The sequence below is a fragment of the Paramagnetospirillum magnetotacticum MS-1 genome (assembly GCF_000829825.1).
Taxonomy (GTDB): Bacteria; Pseudomonadota; Alphaproteobacteria; order Rhodospirillales; family Magnetospirillaceae; genus Phaeospirillum; species Phaeospirillum magnetotacticum.
Window position 1 is genome coordinate 1,125,877 of sequence record NZ_JXSL01000030.1, and the last position, 16,366, is coordinate 1,142,242.

Here is a 16,366-nt window from a genome sequence, read left to right on the forward strand (position 1 = left end):
GCGCTGTTAGCACTCTCCGGCGACGAGTGCCAACCATCTAGGGGGGGTCTGGGAGAGAGTCAAGCAAGATCAGGTGAAATTTCCGGGCGCGGTCGGCCAACTTAATGATTTGTAATGATAAAATTCTGCCATGGACTTGCCGCAAATTGCCCTTACATAGTGGGCACCGGTTTCTTGTACGGGATGAAGATCCATGACTCCCTCTGAACGTGACCTGATTCTAAGCGTGTTCGACCGTCTGGCCAAACTGGCGGGCGGCAACAAGGATCGCGAGGCCGAGGCCCTGATTCTCGAGCGCATGCGCGCCGTGCCCGATTCCGCCTATAATCTGGTGGAGGCGGTGGTGGTGCAGGAAATGGCCATCAAGGAGAACGAGGCCCGCATCCGCGATCTCGAGGCTCAGCTGGCCGGACGGTCGCAACAAGGTGGTGGCGGCGGCTTTGGTCAGCCGGGCAATCCCTGGGGCGGCGGACGCGGCTCGGTGCCCAGCACCCAGCCCCCGCAGCAGCAGGTCCAGCAACAGCAATACGCGCCCCCTCCCCAGCAGCAATATGCCCAGCCCTCTCCCTGGGGCGGGCAGCCCTCGGCGGGCGGCAGTTTTCTGCGCACGGCGGCGGGCGCGGCGGTGGGCGTGGCGGGCGGCATGCTGCTGGCCAACGGCATCTCCTCCATGTTCGCGGGCGGCCATGCGGGCGGTTCGCCCTGGGGCGGCGGCGGCCAGCCCACTTCGGAGACCATCACCGAGAACACCACCATCAACAATTACTACGGCTCGCAGACTCCGCCAGCCGGTGGCGAGGCGCCCCAGGTCGGCTATGACACTTCCATCGCCGACGACCAGGGCTATGCCGATTTCGACCCCGGCTACGACGTGGGCGGTGGCGACGACAGTTTCTAGACGCAATACCATTGCAACGGCGGAAACCGCTCCCTTATAACGGGGGCGGTTTCCTTGTTATCGAGAGCCCGACATGATCCTCTACACGCTCCGCTGTTCCCACGACCACCACTTCGAGGAGTGGTTCGACAACAGCGGCGATTACGACACCAAGAAGGATGCGGGCGCGCTCTCCTGTCCCGAATGCGGCGACAAGGAGGTGGGCAAGGCCATCATGGCCCCCAATGTGGGTAAGGCTCGCGCGGCGGCCACGCCGCCGCCGTCTTGCGGCACGCCCATGGGCTGCGGTGGCTGCCCCATGGCGGGACAGCATTGAGGGCATAATCGGGCTATCGCCCGCACCCATTTGGGGCGATGCCCCAAACCCCCTTTATTTTCAAAAATAGAGGAGGGTCCGGGAGGTTTTCCTCCCGGTGGGGTCCGGGGCAAGGCCCTGCTACCCTAACCTGCCGTCCGCCGCATCCAGCAGGGCCAGCAGTCCGGCCAGAATTTGGCGCGGGCTGGGCGGGCAACCGGGGATGTGCAGGTCCACTGGCACCACGTCGGAGACTCCCCCCACCACCGCATAGGACCCGGCGAAGCAGCCGCCGTCCTTCCCGCAATCGCCCATGGCGACGATCCAGCGGGGCTCGGGCGTGGCTTCGACCGTGCGCCGCAGGGCCTCTTCCATGTTGCGCGTCACCGGCCCGGTGACCAGCAGCACATCGGCGTGGCGCGGGCTGGCGACAAAGCGGATGCCGAAACGCTCCAGGTCGTAGATGGGGTGGTTGACGGCGTGAATCTCCAGCTCGCAGCCATTGCACGACCCCGCATCAACCTCGCGGATGGACAGGGAACGACCCAGTCTTGCCCTGGCGCGCCGCCCCAGCGCCTCGGCCAGTTCGGCGACGCCGTCGGGATCGGGACGCGGAGCGTCCTTCATGGTGTGTGGGCCCTTGAGCAGATGGCGGGCCAGCATTTTGGCGATGGGCGGGATCATGCCGGGGCGCCTTCAGTCATGGGGGCGCGCCGGCCTCCAGCCGCCATTGAGGCGGCGGCCAAGCGAGCGGAGGCGAGCGCCCGGCGAGGGTCAATCATAGGTCATGCCCTGAGTAGGAGCAGTTGAACGACTTGTTGCACAACGGAAAGTCGGCGACGATGTTGCCCTCGATGGCGGCCTCGAGAAGGGGCCACTGGAACCATGACGGGTCGTGGGTGTGGCAGCGCTCCACCACATGGCCAGCGCTGATGCGCAGCCAGACCACCACCTCGCCCCGGAAGCTTTCAACCACGCCCAGGCCTTCACCCGCCACTTCGGGGACCGGAACGCGGAAGGCGCCTTCGGGCATTTCATGCAGGATACGGTTGATGAGGTGCAGCGATTCCTTGGCCTCGGCGAAACGGACCAGAACACGGGCGTTGACGTCGCCTTCGGTGAGGACCGGCACGGTCATGTCAAGCTTGTCATAGGGCGGATAGCTGGGCGTCTCGCGGGTATCCTGACCGCGCCCCGAAGCCCGCCCCACAAAACCGCCCGCGCCGAAGCGGTGAATCAGGGAGGTCTGGACGATGCCGGTGGATACGGTGCGGTCCGACAGCGACGGCGTGTTCTCGTAGAGCTTGTAACCTTTGGCGAGCATCTTGCCGAAGCCGTACAACAGATGCTTCAGCGCCTCGGCCCCCTCCTCGGACAGGTCGCGGTCAACGCCGCCTGGCACGATGCGGTCCATGTTGAGGCGATGGCCGAACAGGGCGTCGTTGGCGCGCAGGATCTTTTCGCGCAGCACGCCCATATGGGACAGCATTACCGCGAAGGCGGCGTCGTTGCAGACCGCGCCGATATCGAAGACGTGGTTGGCCACCCGCTCCATCTCGGCCATCAAACCCCGGACCCAGTGGGCGCGGGGCGGAACCTCGCAGCCCGTGGCCGCCTCGACCGCGCGGGCAAAGGCCAGGGAATAGGCCACGGTGGAATCGCCCGACACCCTGGCGGCGATACGCTGGGCCTTGTCCAAGGGGGCGCCTTGCAGCAATCCCTCGATGCCCTTGTGCTGATAGCCCAGACGCTCTTCCAGCCGGACCACCGCCTCGCCCTGGCAATGAAAGCGGAAATGTCCCGGCTCGATCACTCCGGCATGGACCGGTCCCACGGGAATCTGGTGCAGGCCTTCGCCGACGGCCTGGAGAAAGGAATAGCCATCGGGCTGGGAGGGCGGCGCCATGGGCTGGGCGGCCAGCGGCATGCGGCTCGGCCAGCGCCCATGATCGAGCCAGGGACGCCGGTCCTCCAGCCCCACCGGGGTCAGGCCCCAGACGTCGTGGATGGCGCGCTCGATGCGGATGACGCCGGGCCGCACATTGCCTAGGGCGGGAAAGCGGCGGTCGTCGCAGTAATGGGACGCCACGGCGATATCGCCGCTGGTCTCGTCCCTCAGCGCCACATGGATGTGGTCGCGCTCGGCCCATTGGGCCATCACCGACCATTCCGCCACCCGCAGGCGGTCGATGAGCAGGCGCCAGCCTCTGAGATCAAGGACGAAGCGCGGCCATGGCCGGTGCCCCTCGACCCGCTGGCCGAGGCTGAGAAACTCCAGCAGGGTGACGTCGCCCATCATCCCAGGATCCTCGCCACGCTTTGGAACCAGGCCACCAGTTCCTTGGGCAGATACAGCCCCGCCACCAAGACCAGCAGCATATGGACCCAAAGGGGGGTCAGCGCCAGGGCCATGGACAGCGGCCCGGCATGGCCGTGGGCGTGGGCGTGGGGCGGCGGCTCGCCGAAGGCCATGCCTTGCAGGCGGGCCACCAGGGCGCCGAAAGCCAGCAGCAGCCCGATGGCCAGCGGAATGGCCAGCAGCGGAGCGCGGGCGAAGGTGGAGCTCAGCACCAGGAACTCGCTCATGAACACCCCCATGGGGGGCAGGCCGGCGATGGCCAGCACCGCCAGGACGAAGCCCCAGCCCAGAACCGGATGGGACTGGGTGAGGCCCTTGATGGAGGCGATGCGCTTGGTGCCCAGATTCTGGCTGATGATGCCGACCGCGAAGAAGATGGCCGACTTGGTCAGGGAATGCATGGTCATGTGCAGCAGACCGGCAAAATTCGCCACCGCGCCGCCCATGCCGAAGGCGAAGGTGATCACCCCCATATGCTCGATGGAGGAATAGGCGAAGAGGCGTTTGATGTCGCCCCTGCGGTACAGCATGAAGGCCGACAGGAACAGACTCGACAGCCCCATGACGATCAGCAGCGGCCCCGGCGTCAGCGTGGCTCCGTTGGCGGCGATAACCATCTTGAAGCGCAGCAGGGCATAGAGCGCCACATTGAGCAGCAGGCCCGACAGCACCGCCGAGATGGGGGTGGGACCTTCCGCATGGGCATCGGGCAGCCAGGCATGCAGGGGCGCGAGGCCCACCTTGGTGCCATAGCCCACCAGCACGAAGACGAAGGCCAGATTCAACAGATCAGGCTGGAAGCGATGGGCCTGCTTGATCATCAGGGTCCAGGCCATGGCGTCGGCGCCGTCGCCCATCACCGGCTGGGCGGCCAGATAGACCAATGTGGTGCCGAACAGGGCGAGGCCAATGCCCACCGAGCACAGGATGAAGTATTTCCACGCCGCCTCGATGGCTTCGCGCGTGCGATAGAGGCTGACCATCAGCACGGTGGTCAGCGTCGCCGCCTCCACCGCCACCCACATCACGCCGGTATTATTGGCGCACAAGGCCAGCAGCATGGTGAACAGAAAGGCCTGGTACATGGAGTGGTAGAAGCGCAGATGCAGGTCGGAGAGACGCTGCGCCTCGCTTTCGCGCGCGATATAGGCCGCCGAGAAGATCGAAGTGCTCAGCCCCACGAAGGCGGTCAGCACCACCAGATAGACGTTGAAATCATCGATGAACAGCAGCCGCGTCGGCTCGGGCCGCACATGGATCAGCATCAGGGATGAGCCAAACGTGATGACGGAGGCCAGCACATTGACCCAGGCCGCCACCCGCCAGTCCTTCAGCACCGCCAGGAATCCCGCCGAGCCCAAGGGCACGCCCAAAATCCACAGCAGCGGATTGTCGAAGCCGGGAAGCATGGAGACTATGCCGAACATCAGCGGTCCCCCCGGTGGGTTTCCAGATCGGCCAGGTCCAAGGTGTCAAAGCGCTCTCGGATGCGAAAGAAGAAGATGCCGAACAAGGTCATGGCCACCAGCACCGAGAAGGCCACCGAGATCTCCACCACCAGGGGCATGCCCTTGGCCGACACGGCGGCCAGGATCAATCCGTTCTCCAACGCCATGAAACCCACCACCTGGGTGACGGCATTGTGCCGGGTGATCATCATGAGGAGGCCCAGCAGGACCACGCTCATGGCCAGAGCCAGGCTTTCCCGCGTGAGCGCCGCCGCATTGGCGGTAACGGGCAGGACCAGAAGGATGGACAGCGTCACCAGGGCGACCCCGGCCATCATGGTCCAGCCGATGGACATGGCGGTCTCGACGTTCTTATGGATGCCCAACTGCTCCACCAGCCAGTGCAGCGCGATGGGCACGATGATCGCCTTGAACACCAGGGCGATACCGGCGGTGACGTAAAGATGCGGCGCGTGCTGGATATGGGCCTGCCACGCCGCCGCCGCCGCCAGGGCCAGGGCCTGGAAGGCGAAGGTGTTGAGCACGGCGAACAGGCGGCGCTGGTACAGAAGCTGGAATCCGGCCATCAGCACCGTGGCGCCGATCAGATGGGCGATATCATAGGAAATCTGCGCGCCCATCACACCGCCTCCGACACATAGAGGAAGATGGTGGCCAACAGGCCCAGCAGCAGGGCTCCCCCTAAGAAATCGGCATAGCGGAATACCCGCATCTTGGCGATGGAGGTCTCGAACACGCCCAAAGCCGTGGCCAGGACAAAGCACTTGGCCAGGAAGGCGGCCAGCCCGACGGCTAAAGCCAGGGCGCCGCCCTCGGACTGGGCCATGCCCCAAGGCGCGAAGAGGCCGCCGATCAGCGCCATGAACAAGGTGAGGCGCACCATGCCCGCACCCTCCATCAGGGCCAGATGGCGGCCGGAATATTCCAGCACCATGGCCTCATGCACCATGGTCAGTTCCAGATGGGTGGCGGGATTGTCGATGGGGATGCGGCCGTTCTCGGCGATAGCCACCATCACCAGGGCGGCCAGCGCCAGACCCAGCGACACTTCGATACCCACGCCGCCCGACAGGACGAAGGCGATGATCTGGGCGGGCGCCGTGGTCCCCGATATCAGCGACAGGGAGAAGGTGACCATCAGCATGGCCGGTTCGGCCAGACTGGAAATCATCATCTCGCGGCTGGCCCCCAACCCGCCGAAGCTGGTCCCCACATCCATGCCCGCCAGGGCCGTCCAGAACCGCGCCACGCCCAACAGCGCCACCAGGGCGATCAGATCGGCGGCCTGGGCCAGGAAGAGATGGGTAGTGAAGGCGGGCACGATGCTTGCGGCCAGCCATACCGCGCCGAAAGTGACATAAGGCGCGACTCGGAACACCCAGGAGGCGGAATGGGCGACCACGGCTTCTTTCTGCAAAAGCCGGTAGATATCGCGATAGGGCTGGAAGGGCGAGGCGCCGATACGCCCGTTCAGCCGCGACTTGACCAGCCGCACCCAGCCGGTGATCAGCGGGCTGATGGCCACCACCAGGATGATCTGCAGCAATTGCCAGAGGATGGCGCTCATGGGGCCGTTCTCCTCGGCCTGTGATCCCGAGCGAAAGCGAAGAATCTCCGCTTGGCAGGACGGTGCCGGTTCTGAACCGTCGCGCCAGGACGAGATCCCTCCTCCCGATGGTCGTCGGGATGACCGGTCAGATATTCTGCCGTCGTCTCGCTCATTGATTTTGCCTCACCGCGACGATCAGCAGCATGAAGACCAAAGTGGCGAACATCATCAGCAGATAGCGCCGCACGGTCAGATACTGGATGCGGTTGACCAGATCGGCGATGAAATCCACCACCCGGCCGATTCCGGCGTAAAGCCCGACCCAGATGGGATCGATGATGCGGACCTTCATCTCCGCCGGACGGTTGTCGCCGGGATCGGGCATGTCGACGCTTTCCCGGGCGGCGAAGATGGAGGCGCAGAAGACGCGCCGCAGCGGCTGCGAGAAGCTTTGCCCGGTATACTGGCTTTCCGGGATGCTTTCCTTATGGCCGCAATCCCAGGCGTCGGCGCGCCGCACCCTGGTGGTGCCAAAGCCGTGCACCAGCAGCAAGGTGATGGCGCACAGGCCCGCCCCGGTCATCACCAGAACCGTGCCGGAATAAGATCCGCGGGTGGAACTGACAGGGCTCAGCCACGGCCAGCCCAGATCGGCGGAGACGGCGAAGCTTACCCCGGTCAGGGGCGTCACAACATGGGACAGGGCGTCGGTGATGGTCACCGGAATGGCGCCCAGCACCACGCACAGCACGGCCAGCAGGGCCACGGTCCAGCGCATGGTGGCGGGGACCTGATGGGCCTGGGCGGCGGCCTCCGAGCGGGGCCTGCCCAAAAAGGCGATGCCATAGGCACGCACGAAGCAGGCGGCGGCCAGGGCGGCGGCCAGGGCCAGCATGGCGCCCACCACCGGCACGCCGAACTTCATGGCCCAATGGGGCAGGCTCGGCCCCTTGAACAGGGACTGGAAGATCAGCCATTCCGAGACGAAGCCGTTCAAGGGCGGCAGGGCCGAGATGGCGATGGCGCCCACCAGGGCGGCGACGCCGTTCCAGGGCATGCGTTTGGTCAGCCCCCCCAGCTTGCCCAGGTCGCGCTCGCCGGTGGCGGTGATCACCGCGCCCGCCGACAGGAACCACAGGGTCTTGAAGATGGAATGGTTGACGATGTGGTAAAGCCCGGCCACCAGGGCCAGGGCGGCCAGGGTCTTCTCGCCGCTGCCCTTGAAGGCGATGGCCAGGCCCAGGCCGATCACCACCACGCCGATATTCTCCACCGTGGAATAGGCCAGCAGCTTCTTCAGGTCGTCTTGCAAGATGGCGTAAAGCACGCCCATCACCGCGGTGATGCCGCCGATGACCATCATGGCCGCGCCCCAGGCCCAGTTCACATGGCCGTGCAGGTCGAACAGGATGCGGATCAGGCCGTAGAGCGCCACCTTGGTCATCACGCCGCTCATCAGGGCGGAGACATGGCTGGGCGCCGCCGGATGGGCCAGCGGCAGCCAGGCGTGCAGCGGCACCAGGCCGGCCTTGGACCCAGCGCCCAGCAAGGCCAGCAGCACCACCAGGAATCCGGCGATACCGTCCAGTTTGGCGGCGCGCATGGCGGAGAAGGAATAGGCCCCCTCGCCCCCGGCCATCAGGCCGAAACAGGTCAGCAGGCAAAAGGTGCCGAAACAGGCCATCACCAGATAGACGAAGGCGGCGCGGCGGTTCTCGGCATTCTTGTGGTCGGCGAGGACCAGAAGCCAGGACGACAGTGACATGAACTCCCAGGCCACCAGGAACATGAAGGCGTCATCGGCGATCAGAACCGTGTTCATGCCGAACAGGAACAGGGGATAGAAGGGCGTCACCCGACGCGGCTCGGGCAGATGCGAGCAATAGCCGATGCCATAGGCTGAAGCCGCGGCACTGGCCAGATTGACCACCACCATGAACAGGGCCGACAGGTTGTCCAGGCGGAAATGGGCGGCCAGCCAAGGCAGGCCGATGGGCAGGATGATGGCCGGGCCGGTGCCGGGCGTCTGGCCCAGATGCTTGATCCCTCCGGCCAGCAGGGCCAGGGAAGCAATCATGCAGCAGAAATAGACCATTCTGTGCCGCCACATTTCCGCACCAGCCGCCACGCCAAGCACGGCGAGGGCAAGAAGCGCGGAAAGGGCGGCGGCAATCAGCATCGGCTGTGCGGCCCCTGGGCTCTGTCGCAGGACATGGTCATCGCCTCCCGTGAATCCCCCGTGCGCGGGGCCGGTTTTCCGGCCCTCATCATCTCGTCTTATGGCGAGGAGGCCAGAATCATAACCACCCAAGAGGGCGGGCGCAAGGCCGCCCGGAGCCCGGATAAGGCTCCGGGCGTTTTCTTTTGTCCAAGGAGATCAGCCATGTCCACCCTTCCCCTCACCGAGGGCAACCTCAAGACGGCGATGACCGATCCGCGCTACACCAATTCCCGCCACCCGGAATACAAGTCGTGGCGCGATATGGTGTCGAAAGGCTTCGCCACCCTTTACCCCGACGACGCCTTGCGCGGCGACCACACCGACCAACTGGACCGGCACCAGGGAGCCGACGGGCATATCTATGCCTCCGATGGAACCAAGGTCGCCGACGGCACCATCCGGGTCCGCAGCTACACCCGCACCGTCAATGGCCAGGTGGTGGAAGTCGCGGCGCACGAAAGAAGTGGCGGTTCGTCGCCCGGCACCATGCGGGGGCTGCTTAACTCCCGCATTCCTGTCGCGTCCAGTGGCGGGAGCGCCATAGGAGATCGGCAGGAGATTACTCCGGCCATGAAGGAAAGATTTGCGGACGAGCATCTCGCCGACGCTCAAAAGGTGGCGGACCGGCTGAACGTTCCTGTCGAGAATATTCTCGGACTGTCAGCACTTGAGGGAGGCTGGGGCATAAATGGCCGCTTTGCGGCAGAAGGAAACAACTACTTCGGACTGCATTACAATAAGGATGACCCCCATGCGTCCGGGTATCTCCTCACCACCGATGGGGCTGTGAAGGTGGCAAAATACCCAGATTATGCGGCTTCTGCGAACGCCTTTGCCGACAAATTTGGGCATCTTGTTCAAGGGGTCCAAGATCCGCGAGAGTTTGCAAAAAGGCTTCAGAATGCCGGGCTATTTGGCATAAACAGGGATGGTTCGAAAGTGCCGAGCTATGTTGGTGGCGTCGCAGGCACAATCACAGGCTTCAAGAATCGATTGGCGAGGCGGCGGGGCGCATCATGACAAGGGGTCAGCGAGTGTCGATTTTACCCTGGGCGGTATTGTTTCTCGTGTGCGTCAACGCGGCTTTCGCCCAGGATGCCGCGATAAAAGTTGGGAAGGAGGAGGCCGCGATGCTGGCATCGCTGGCCCTCTCCAATACGGGAGGAAGCTTCGAGGGCGAATTGTCGCCAAGGAGTGGATTTTATATTTTTCAAGGTGTTAATCCAGATTCCGAAAGAGAGGGCTCGGTCACTTTCGGCTTTTTTGCCGTCAACCCCTGGACCGGCGACGTGTGGGATATGTGGGACTGCGGCAAGCGCTTCAACACGCCAGCCCTGCGCAAGGCTCAGGCCGTCATCCGCAAGCGCTTCACCGCCGATGAAGCCAAGCGGTACCAGGAATTGCGCGACCGCTATCCCGGTTGCGATGTGGGATAAACGACCGCGACGGCGGCTCTAATCGCGGGCAAGGGCCCGCCAGGCGATGTCGCGGCGGCAGAAGCCGCCCGGCCAGTCCAGCGCGTCCACCGCCTTGTAGGCGCGTTCGCGCGCTTCGGCCACCGTGGCGCCCTTGGCGGTGATGCCCAGCACCCGGCCGCCAGTGGCGACCACCTGGCCATCCTTCAGCGCGGTTCCGGCGTGCAGCACCGTGACGCCTTCGACCTGGGCCGCGCGGTCCAGACCGCCGATCACCGTGTTCTTCTCGTAAGTGCCGGGATAGCCCTTGGCGGCCATGACCACCACCAGGGCGACATCGTCGGACCATTGGAGGTTGACGCCCGCCAGCTTGCCCTCGGCACCCGCCGCCAGCACCGGCAGCAGATCGGAGTCGAGGCGCGCCATCAGGACCTGACATTCGGGATCGCCGAAGCGCACATTGTATTCCAGCAGCTTCGGCCCGGCCGACGTCACCATGATTCCGGCGAACAGCACGCCGGTATAGGGCTTGCCCATCTCGGCCATGGTCTTGACCAGGGGTAGGATGGAGCGCTCCATGATCTCAGCCTGGATGGCATCGGTGACCACGGGGGCGGGGGAATAGGCGCCCATGCCGCCCGTATTGGGGCCGGTATCGCCGTCGCCCACCCGCTTGTGGTCCTGGGCGGCCACCAGGGGCAGCGCCGTGCTTCCGTCGCACAGCGCGAAGAACGAGCATTCCTCGCCGTCCAGGAACTCCTCGATGACCAGTTCGTTGCCCGCGTCACCAAAGACACGCTCGCCCATCATCATGTCGACGGCGGAAAGCGCCTCCTCGAGAGTCATGGCCACCACCACGCCCTTGCCGGCTGCCAGCCCATCGGTCTTGACCACGATGGGGGCGCCCTTTTGGCGGATGAAGTCCTTGGCCTTCTCCATGTTGGTGAAGCGGCCATACCAGGCGGTGGGGATGCCGGCCTTGGCCGCCACATCCTTCATGAAGCCTTTGGAGCCCTCGAGTTCGGCGGCTGCCGCCGAGGGGCCGAAGACCTTGATCCCGGCGGCACGGCACTTGTCGGCGAGGCCGAGGACGAGGGGCGCCTCAGGCCCCACCACCACCAGATCCACGGCATTGGCCTTGGCGAAGGCCAGAAGCTCGTCCACCTTCTCCGCCCCGATGGCGACGCATTCGGCGGAATCGGCGATCCCGGCATTGCCCGGCGCGCACCACAGCCTGGTGAGCAGGGGCGAGGACTTGAGCTTCCAGCACAGCGCATGCTCGCGCCCGCCCGAACCGACCACCAGAACCTTCATGTCCGCCTCCGTCACTCGATTGGCGGCGTTTTAGCACTTCCGCCCGTGATTGCAAAAGGCCATCATCCCGCCATGAACGAAGAGCGCCCCGCCCCATCCAACGTCCCGGAATATTCGGTCTCGGAACTGTCCGGTTCCTTGCGCAAGACCGTGGAGGACGCATTCTCCTTCGTCCGCGTCAGAGGCGAGATATCGGGGTTCAAGCGCCATTCGTCGGGGCACCTCTATTTCGCCTTGAAGGATGCCGATGCGGTGCTGGACGCGGTGTGCTGGCGTGGATCGGCGGGCAAGCTTTCCATTGGGCCAGAGGACGGCATGGAGGTGGTGGCCACCGGGCGTCTGACCACCTATCCCGGACGCTCCAAATACCAGATGGTGGTCGAGCGCATGGAACTGGCGGGCCAGGGCGCCCTGCTGAAGATGCTGGAGGACCGCAAGAAGCGGTTGATGGCCGAGGGGCTGTTCGATACGGCCAAGAAACGCCCCATTCCCTTCCTGCCCGAGGTGATCGGGGTGGTCACCTCGCCCACCGGCGCGGTGATCCGCGATATCCTTCATCGTCTGGCCGAGCGTTTTCCCCGCCGTGTCCTGCTGTGGCCGGTGGCGGTGCAAGGAGACGGCGCGGCAGCCCAGGTGGCCGCCGCCATCCGGGGCTTCAATGCCCTGGAGCCCGGTGGTGCGGTGCCGCGCCCCGATGTGCTGATCGTGGCCAGGGGCGGCGGTTCGCTGGAAGACCTGATGGCCTTCAACGAGGAAATCGTGGTGCGCGCCGCCGCCCAATCCGCGATTCCGCTGATCTCGGCGGTGGGGCACGAGACCGATACCACGCTGATCGACTTCGCCTCCGATCTGCGCGCCCCCACGCCCACCGCCGCCGCCGAGAAGGCGGTCCCGGTGCGTGCCGAACTGGTCGCCACCGTGGCCGAGATGGGGTCGCGGATGATCGGCGCCATGCAGCGCGGGCTGGAGGAACGGCGCAATCGCCTGGGCCATACCTTCCGGGCGCTGCCCCATCCCCGCCGGGTGATGGAGGATTGCGCCAGGCGTCTGGACGAGCGGGCCGAGCGATTGCACAACGCGCCGCGCCTGCTGCTGGAGCGCCGCCGCGCCGAGTTGGACCGTCTGGCCGCCCGGCTGCGCCATCCGCGCGAACAACTGGCCGAGGCGGGGCACAGGCTGGCGGCGCTGTCCACCCGCCTCGACCATGCCATGAAGACGGTGACGGCGGCTGAGCGTGCCGCCAATGAGCGCCGCTCGCTTCAGTTGGAGCAGTCGGCCGCCCGCCTGATCCAGGCCCTGCCGCGTTTGCTGGACGAAAAAGCCAAGCGCGTCGCCCATGCGGGTCAGTTGCTGGAAAGCTTCTCCTACCGCAAGGTCCTGGAGCGCGGCTTCGCCGTGGTCAGGGACGAACACGGCGTGCCGGTCACCTCGGTGGAGGCCGCCAAGCCGGGCACGGCCCTGGCCGTTGAGTTCGCCGATGGCAAGGTGGGTGTGCGGGTCGAGGGCAGTTCTGTGCCGCCAGCGCCCAAGCCTCATCGCAAGCCGACGACGCCTGATGGTCGGCAGGGGTCTCTGCTTTAGGCGATTATCTTGCTGAAACGGTGAATTGAAACACGAAGGCACGAAGGGATGAAGGAACGAGAAGAGATTTCCTCTTCTTCGTGTTCCTTCGTGTCTTAGCGCCTTCGTGGTGAAAATTGGCCAAAAGCGTCCTATTCCATCCCCACCAGGGACTTGGCGAAGGCGTCTGCCTCGAAGGGCCGCAAATCCTCGGCCTTTTCGCCGACACCGATGGCATGGACCGGCAGGCCGAATTTTTCGGCGAGCGCCACCAGAACGCCGCCCCTGGCGGTGCCGTCCAGCTTGGTCAGGACCAGGCCGGAGACGGCCACCATGTCCTTGAAGATTTCCACCTGGGAATGGGCGTTCTGGCCCACCGTGGCGTCGAGGACCAGCAGCACCGAATGGGGCGCGGTCTCGTCCACCTTCTTGATGGAGCGCACCAGCTTGGCCAGTTCGGCCATGAGATCGGCCTTGTTCTGCAGCCGCCCGGCGGTGTCGATGAACAGCAGATCGTCACCCCTGGCCCGCGATTGCTCGACGGCGTCATAGGCGAGGCCCGCGGCATCGGCACCGGTTTCGCGCGCGATGACGGGGCAGTTGGTGCGCTCGCCCCAGACCTTCAACTGCTCGACGGCAGCGGCGCGGAAGGTGTCGCCCGCCGCCAAGGTGACGGACAGACCCGCATCCTTGTAGGTCTTGGCCATCTTGCCGATGGTGGTGGTCTTGCCCGAGCCATTGACGCCGACCACCAGCACCACATGGGGCTTGCGATTGGGGTCGATCGCCAGGGGCCGGGCCACGGGGGCCAGGATGCGGGTGATCTCCTCGGCCAGGGTCGCCTTGATCTCGTCGGAGGTGACATCCTGGCCGAAGCGGGTCTTGGCCAGATGCTTGGTGACGCGGGCAGCGGTGGCGACCCCCAGATCGGCGGTGATCAGCAGGTCTTCCAAGTCTTCCAGCGCCTCGTCATCCAGCTTGCGCTTGGTGAACAGGTCGCCCAGGCCCTGGGTCAGCTTGGACGACGACTTGGCGAGACCGGATTTGAGGCGGCCGAACCAGGAGGCGGTTTCCTCGGCGGGGACGGGATCGGGAGCGGGTGCGGGAGCCGCGTCCTTCTTCTTGCCGAAACCGAAGATGCTCATGCCAACTCCCCCACCAGCTCATCCCCCTCCACCGAGGTGATGCGCACGTTCAATATCGTTCCCGGCTCTGCCGTGCAACCCGCCACCCGCACGGGAAGGTAATGGGCGGAATGGCCCTTACCGTCTTTTTCGATCAGAACGCTTTCCTCGCTTCCGATCCGGGTCGCGAGGAAGGCTTCCATGGCGGCGGCGCCTTTGGCGCGCAGGCGGGCGGCGCGCTCCTTGACCACGTCGCCCTTGACCTTGGGCATGCGGGCCGCAGGGGTACCGGGCCGCGCCGAGAAGGGGAAGACGTGCAGATGGGTGAGCCCCGCCTCATCCACCAGTTCCAGGGAACGGCCGAACATCGCCTCGTCCTCGGTGGGAAAGCCTGCGATGATGTCGGCGCCCAGCACCGCATCGGGGCGAAGCGCACGTATGCGCGCCGCCAGGGCGATAACGTCGCTCCTGAGATGGCGGCGTTTCATGCGCTTTAGAATCGTGTCGTCGCCCGCCTGAACCGACAGATGGAAATGGGGCAGCAGGCGCGGCTCGGACGCCATGGCGGTCAGCAATTCCTCGTCCACCTCGACGGGGTCGAGCGACGACAGGCGCAGACGGGGAAGCTCCGGCAATGCGGCCAGCAGGCGGCGCACCAGTTGCCCTAGCCCCGGCTTGCCCGGCAGATCGGCGCCATAGGCGGTGACGTCCACGCCGGTCAGAACGACTTCGTTGAAGCCGCCCGCCACCAGTTCCTTGATCTGCTCGACGATGCGGCCCATGGGCACCGAGCGGTTGGGGCCGCGCCCGAAGGGGATGATGCAGAAGGTGCAGCGGTGGTCGCAGCCCTGCTGCACTTCGACAAAGGCCCGCGCCCGGCCTTCGAAGCCCGAGACCAGATGGGAGGCGACTTCGCGCACCTCCATGATGTCGCCCACCACGATGCGTTGGGCGGGCGGTTCGGCGAAGATGCCGGGCTGCATCTTCTCGGCATTGCCGAGGATCTGGTCGATCTCCGGCATGGCGTCGAAGGTCTCTGGATGGGCCTGGGCGGCGCAGCCGGTGACCACGATGCGGGCGTTGGGGCGCTCGCGCCTGATCTTGCGGATGGCCTGGCGCGCCTGACGCTCGGCCTCGGCTGTGACCGCGCAGGTGTTGACGATGACCGTCTCCACGCCGCTTTCCGTGGCCCGCGCATGCTCCTTCATCACCTCGGACTCATAGGCATTGAGTCGGCAACCGAAGGTCAGGACCTCTGGCGGCTTGGTATTCATGGAAGCAGGCTGGAATCCAGCACCCCGGTAAAGGCCACGGCCACCGGGCCGGTCATCAGCACATGGCCGTCCTTCAGCCATTCGATGGTGAGCGAGCCGCCGTCCAGGATGATCTCGGCCTTGCGGGGGCTAAGGCCGCGCCGGGCGGCGGCCACCAATGTGGCGCAGGCGCCGGTGCCGCAGGCCATGGTGATGCCCGCGCTGCGCTCCCACACCCGCATGCGGATGCGGCCCATGTCCGCATCGGGGGGGCTGAGGACCTGGGCCACCTCGATATTGGCGCGTTCGGGGAACAGGGCGTGGTGCTCTAGCCCCCGGCCCAATTGGGCAAGGGGCACCGCCTCGGCGTCGTCTACGAAAAATACCGCATGGGGATTGCCCATACTGACCCCCACCGGATCGGAAAGCGGCCCGGCGGTAATGCCCAGATGCAAGGTGTCCATGGCCTCGGCCAAAGGGATCTCGCGCCAGTCCAGCCGCGCCGGTCCCATATCCACGGCCACCTGATGGGGGCCGCGCGATTCGGCGTCCAGCAGCCCGGCCTTGGTCTGGAACACCACCTTGTCGGCGGCGATTTCCTTCATCAAGAGCCAGGCGACGCAGCGCGACGCATTGCCGCAGGCCGCCACTTCCGAGCCATCGGCGTTGTAGATCAGCATCTGGGCGTCGGCGCAAGAATCGGTGGCCTGGGTCATCACCACCAACTGGTCGCAGCCCACCCCGGTGCCGCGCGAGGCGATGGCGCGCACCCGTTCGGGGGTCAGGTCAATGGCATGCGCGCGGGCATCGAGGACGACGAAGTCGTTCCCCAGACCGTGCATCTTCAGGAATGGCCAGGCTCTCTCGCTCATGATGGCGTTATATGGGGCCTGGGCGCCTCAAGTCCAG

At 65.5% G+C, this 16,366-nt stretch carries 15 protein-coding genes; 5 read left to right on the forward strand and 10 right to left on the reverse strand.

The window, feature by feature from the left end; all coding sequences use genetic code 11:
• Positions 1–193: 193 nt before the first annotated feature.
• Positions 194–898 carry a DUF2076 domain-containing protein gene (locus CCC_RS17865; RefSeq protein WP_041042248.1) on the forward strand — a complete coding sequence of 235 codons (705 nt, stop codon included), beginning with the start codon at positions 194–196 and terminating at the stop codon, positions 896–898.
• Between the two features lie 73 nt (positions 899–971).
• Complete coding sequence (locus CCC_RS17870) at positions 972–1,214, forward strand: DUF1178 family protein (RefSeq protein ID WP_009869911.1); 243 nt, start codon at positions 972–974, stop codon at positions 1,212–1,214.
• 120 nt (positions 1,215–1,334) lie between these two features.
• Here the strand turns inward: CCC_RS17870 and CCC_RS17875 are convergent, their stop codons facing one another.
• From CCC_RS17875 to hyfB, 6 genes are all read right to left on the reverse strand, one after another.
• Entirely contained in the window at positions 1,335–1,877 is a 543-nt protein-coding gene (locus tag CCC_RS17875; protein WP_009869912.1) for an NADH-quinone oxidoreductase subunit B family protein, read from the reverse strand.
• Positions 1,878–1,971: 94 nt separating this feature from the next.
• Positions 1,972–3,492, reverse strand: a complete 1,521-nt coding sequence (locus CCC_RS17880) for a hydrogenase large subunit (RefSeq protein ID WP_236686405.1) — start codon at positions 3,490–3,492, stop codon at positions 1,972–1,974.
• Positions 3,489–4,979, reverse strand: a complete 1,491-nt coding sequence (locus CCC_RS17885; RefSeq protein WP_009869914.1) for a hydrogenase 4 subunit F — start codon at positions 4,977–4,979, stop codon at positions 3,489–3,491. The genes CCC_RS17880 and CCC_RS17885 overlap by 4 nt, the downstream gene beginning before the upstream one ends.
• Positions 4,979–5,641 (reverse strand): hydrogenase 4 membrane component (E), encoded by a 663-nt coding sequence (locus tag CCC_RS17890; RefSeq protein ID WP_009869915.1) that lies wholly within the window; start codon positions 5,639–5,641, stop codon positions 4,979–4,981. Before CCC_RS17890 ends, CCC_RS17885 begins: the two co-directional genes overlap by 1 nt.
• Complete coding sequence (locus CCC_RS17895) at positions 5,641–6,588, reverse strand: respiratory chain complex I subunit 1 family protein (RefSeq protein WP_041042250.1); 948 nt, start codon at positions 6,586–6,588, stop codon at positions 5,641–5,643. Before CCC_RS17895 ends, CCC_RS17890 begins: the two co-directional genes overlap by 1 nt.
• A gap of 151 nt (positions 6,589–6,739) precedes the next feature.
• Entirely contained in the window at positions 6,740–8,749 is a 2,010-nt protein-coding gene (gene hyfB, locus CCC_RS17900; protein ID WP_041042252.1) for a hydrogenase 4 subunit B, read from the reverse strand.
• Between the two features lie 204 nt (positions 8,750–8,953).
• Here hyfB and CCC_RS21340 point away from each other — a divergent pair, with 204 nt between their 5' ends.
• Together CCC_RS21340 and CCC_RS17910 are read left to right on the forward strand one after the other, a co-directional pair.
• The gene (locus CCC_RS21340; protein ID WP_160295545.1) at positions 8,954–9,811 is read left to right on the forward strand and encodes a glucosaminidase domain-containing protein; all 858 of its coding nucleotides are present in this window, start codon (positions 8,954–8,956) and stop codon (positions 9,809–9,811) included.
• A 14-nt stretch (positions 9,812–9,825) separates the two neighbouring features.
• Positions 9,826–10,227, forward strand: coding sequence for a hypothetical protein (locus CCC_RS17910; RefSeq protein WP_152619798.1), 402 nt, complete (start codon positions 9,826–9,828; stop codon positions 10,225–10,227).
• Positions 10,228–10,245: 18 nt separating this feature from the next.
• Here CCC_RS17910 and purD read toward each other — a convergent pair whose 3' ends face one another.
• Positions 10,246–11,520 (reverse strand): phosphoribosylamine--glycine ligase, encoded by a 1,275-nt coding sequence (purD, locus tag CCC_RS17915; RefSeq protein ID WP_041042255.1) that lies wholly within the window; start codon positions 11,518–11,520, stop codon positions 10,246–10,248.
• Positions 11,521–11,592: 72 nt separating this feature from the next.
• Between purD and xseA the strand changes: the two genes are divergently transcribed.
• Positions 11,593–13,101, forward strand: coding sequence for an exodeoxyribonuclease VII large subunit (xseA, locus tag CCC_RS17920; RefSeq protein ID WP_041042257.1), 1,509 nt, complete (start codon positions 11,593–11,595; stop codon positions 13,099–13,101).
• A 131-nt stretch (positions 13,102–13,232) separates the two neighbouring features.
• On the opposite strand, the gene ftsY is transcribed toward xseA, so the two are convergent.
• Genes ftsY through dapF form a run of 3 tightly spaced genes read right to left on the reverse strand, consistent with a single transcriptional unit; the run spans position 13,233 to position 16,329 of the window.
• Positions 13,233–14,225: a signal recognition particle-docking protein FtsY gene (ftsY, locus tag CCC_RS17925; RefSeq protein WP_009869922.1), complete on the reverse strand. Its 993-nt coding sequence runs from the start codon at positions 14,223–14,225 to the stop codon at positions 13,233–13,235.
• The gene (mtaB, locus tag CCC_RS17930; RefSeq protein WP_009869923.1) at positions 14,222–15,478 is read right to left on the reverse strand and encodes a tRNA (N(6)-L-threonylcarbamoyladenosine(37)-C(2))-methylthiotransferase MtaB; all 1,257 of its coding nucleotides are present in this window, start codon (positions 15,476–15,478) and stop codon (positions 14,222–14,224) included. The genes ftsY and mtaB overlap by 4 nt, the downstream gene beginning before the upstream one ends.
• On the reverse strand, positions 15,475–16,329 hold the full coding sequence (gene dapF, locus CCC_RS17935; RefSeq protein ID WP_009869924.1) for a diaminopimelate epimerase: 855 nt from the start codon (positions 16,327–16,329) through the stop codon (positions 15,475–15,477). The genes mtaB and dapF overlap by 4 nt, the downstream gene beginning before the upstream one ends.
• Between the last annotated feature and the right edge of the window lie 37 nt (positions 16,330–16,366).

What these genes read in the sequence shown, in the direction of transcription:
- hyfB (WP_041042252.1), bottom strand. Translation starts at nt 8,749, where the DNA reads ATGCTGATTGCCGCCGCCCTTTCCGCGCTTCTTGCCCTCGCCGTGCTT.
- dapF (WP_009869924.1), bottom strand. Translation starts at nt 16,329, where the DNA reads ATGAGCGAGAGAGCCTGGCCATTCCTGAAGATGCACGGTCTGGGGAAC.
- purD (WP_041042255.1), bottom strand. Translation starts at nt 11,520, where the DNA reads ATGAAGGTTCTGGTGGTCGGTTCGGGCGGGCGCGAGCATGCGCTGTGC.
- CCC_RS17890 (WP_009869915.1), bottom strand. Translation starts at nt 5,641, where the DNA reads ATGGGCGCGCAGATTTCCTATGATATCGCCCATCTGATCGGCGCCACG.
- CCC_RS21340 (WP_160295545.1), top strand. Translation starts at nt 8,954, where the DNA reads ATGTCCACCCTTCCCCTCACCGAGGGCAACCTCAAGACGGCGATGACC.
- ftsY (WP_009869922.1), bottom strand. Translation starts at nt 14,225, where the DNA reads ATGAGCATCTTCGGTTTCGGCAAGAAGAAGGACGCGGCTCCCGCACCC.
- CCC_RS17880 (WP_236686405.1), bottom strand. Translation starts at nt 3,492, where the DNA reads ATGATGGGCGACGTCACCCTGCTGGAGTTTCTCAGCCTCGGCCAGCGG.
- mtaB (WP_009869923.1), bottom strand. Translation starts at nt 15,478, where the DNA reads ATGAATACCAAGCCGCCAGAGGTCCTGACCTTCGGTTGCCGACTCAAT.
- CCC_RS17865 (WP_041042248.1), top strand. Translation starts at nt 194, where the DNA reads ATGACTCCCTCTGAACGTGACCTGATTCTAAGCGTGTTCGACCGTCTG.
- CCC_RS17895 (WP_041042250.1), bottom strand. Translation starts at nt 6,588, where the DNA reads ATGAGCGCCATCCTCTGGCAATTGCTGCAGATCATCCTGGTGGTGGCC.
- xseA (WP_041042257.1), top strand. Translation starts at nt 11,593, where the DNA reads ATGAACGAAGAGCGCCCCGCCCCATCCAACGTCCCGGAATATTCGGTC.
- CCC_RS17875 (WP_009869912.1), bottom strand. Translation starts at nt 1,877, where the DNA reads ATGATCCCGCCCATCGCCAAAATGCTGGCCCGCCATCTGCTCAAGGGC.
- CCC_RS17885 (WP_009869914.1), bottom strand. Translation starts at nt 4,979, where the DNA reads ATGTTCGGCATAGTCTCCATGCTTCCCGGCTTCGACAATCCGCTGCTG.
- CCC_RS17870 (WP_009869911.1), top strand. Translation starts at nt 972, where the DNA reads ATGATCCTCTACACGCTCCGCTGTTCCCACGACCACCACTTCGAGGAG.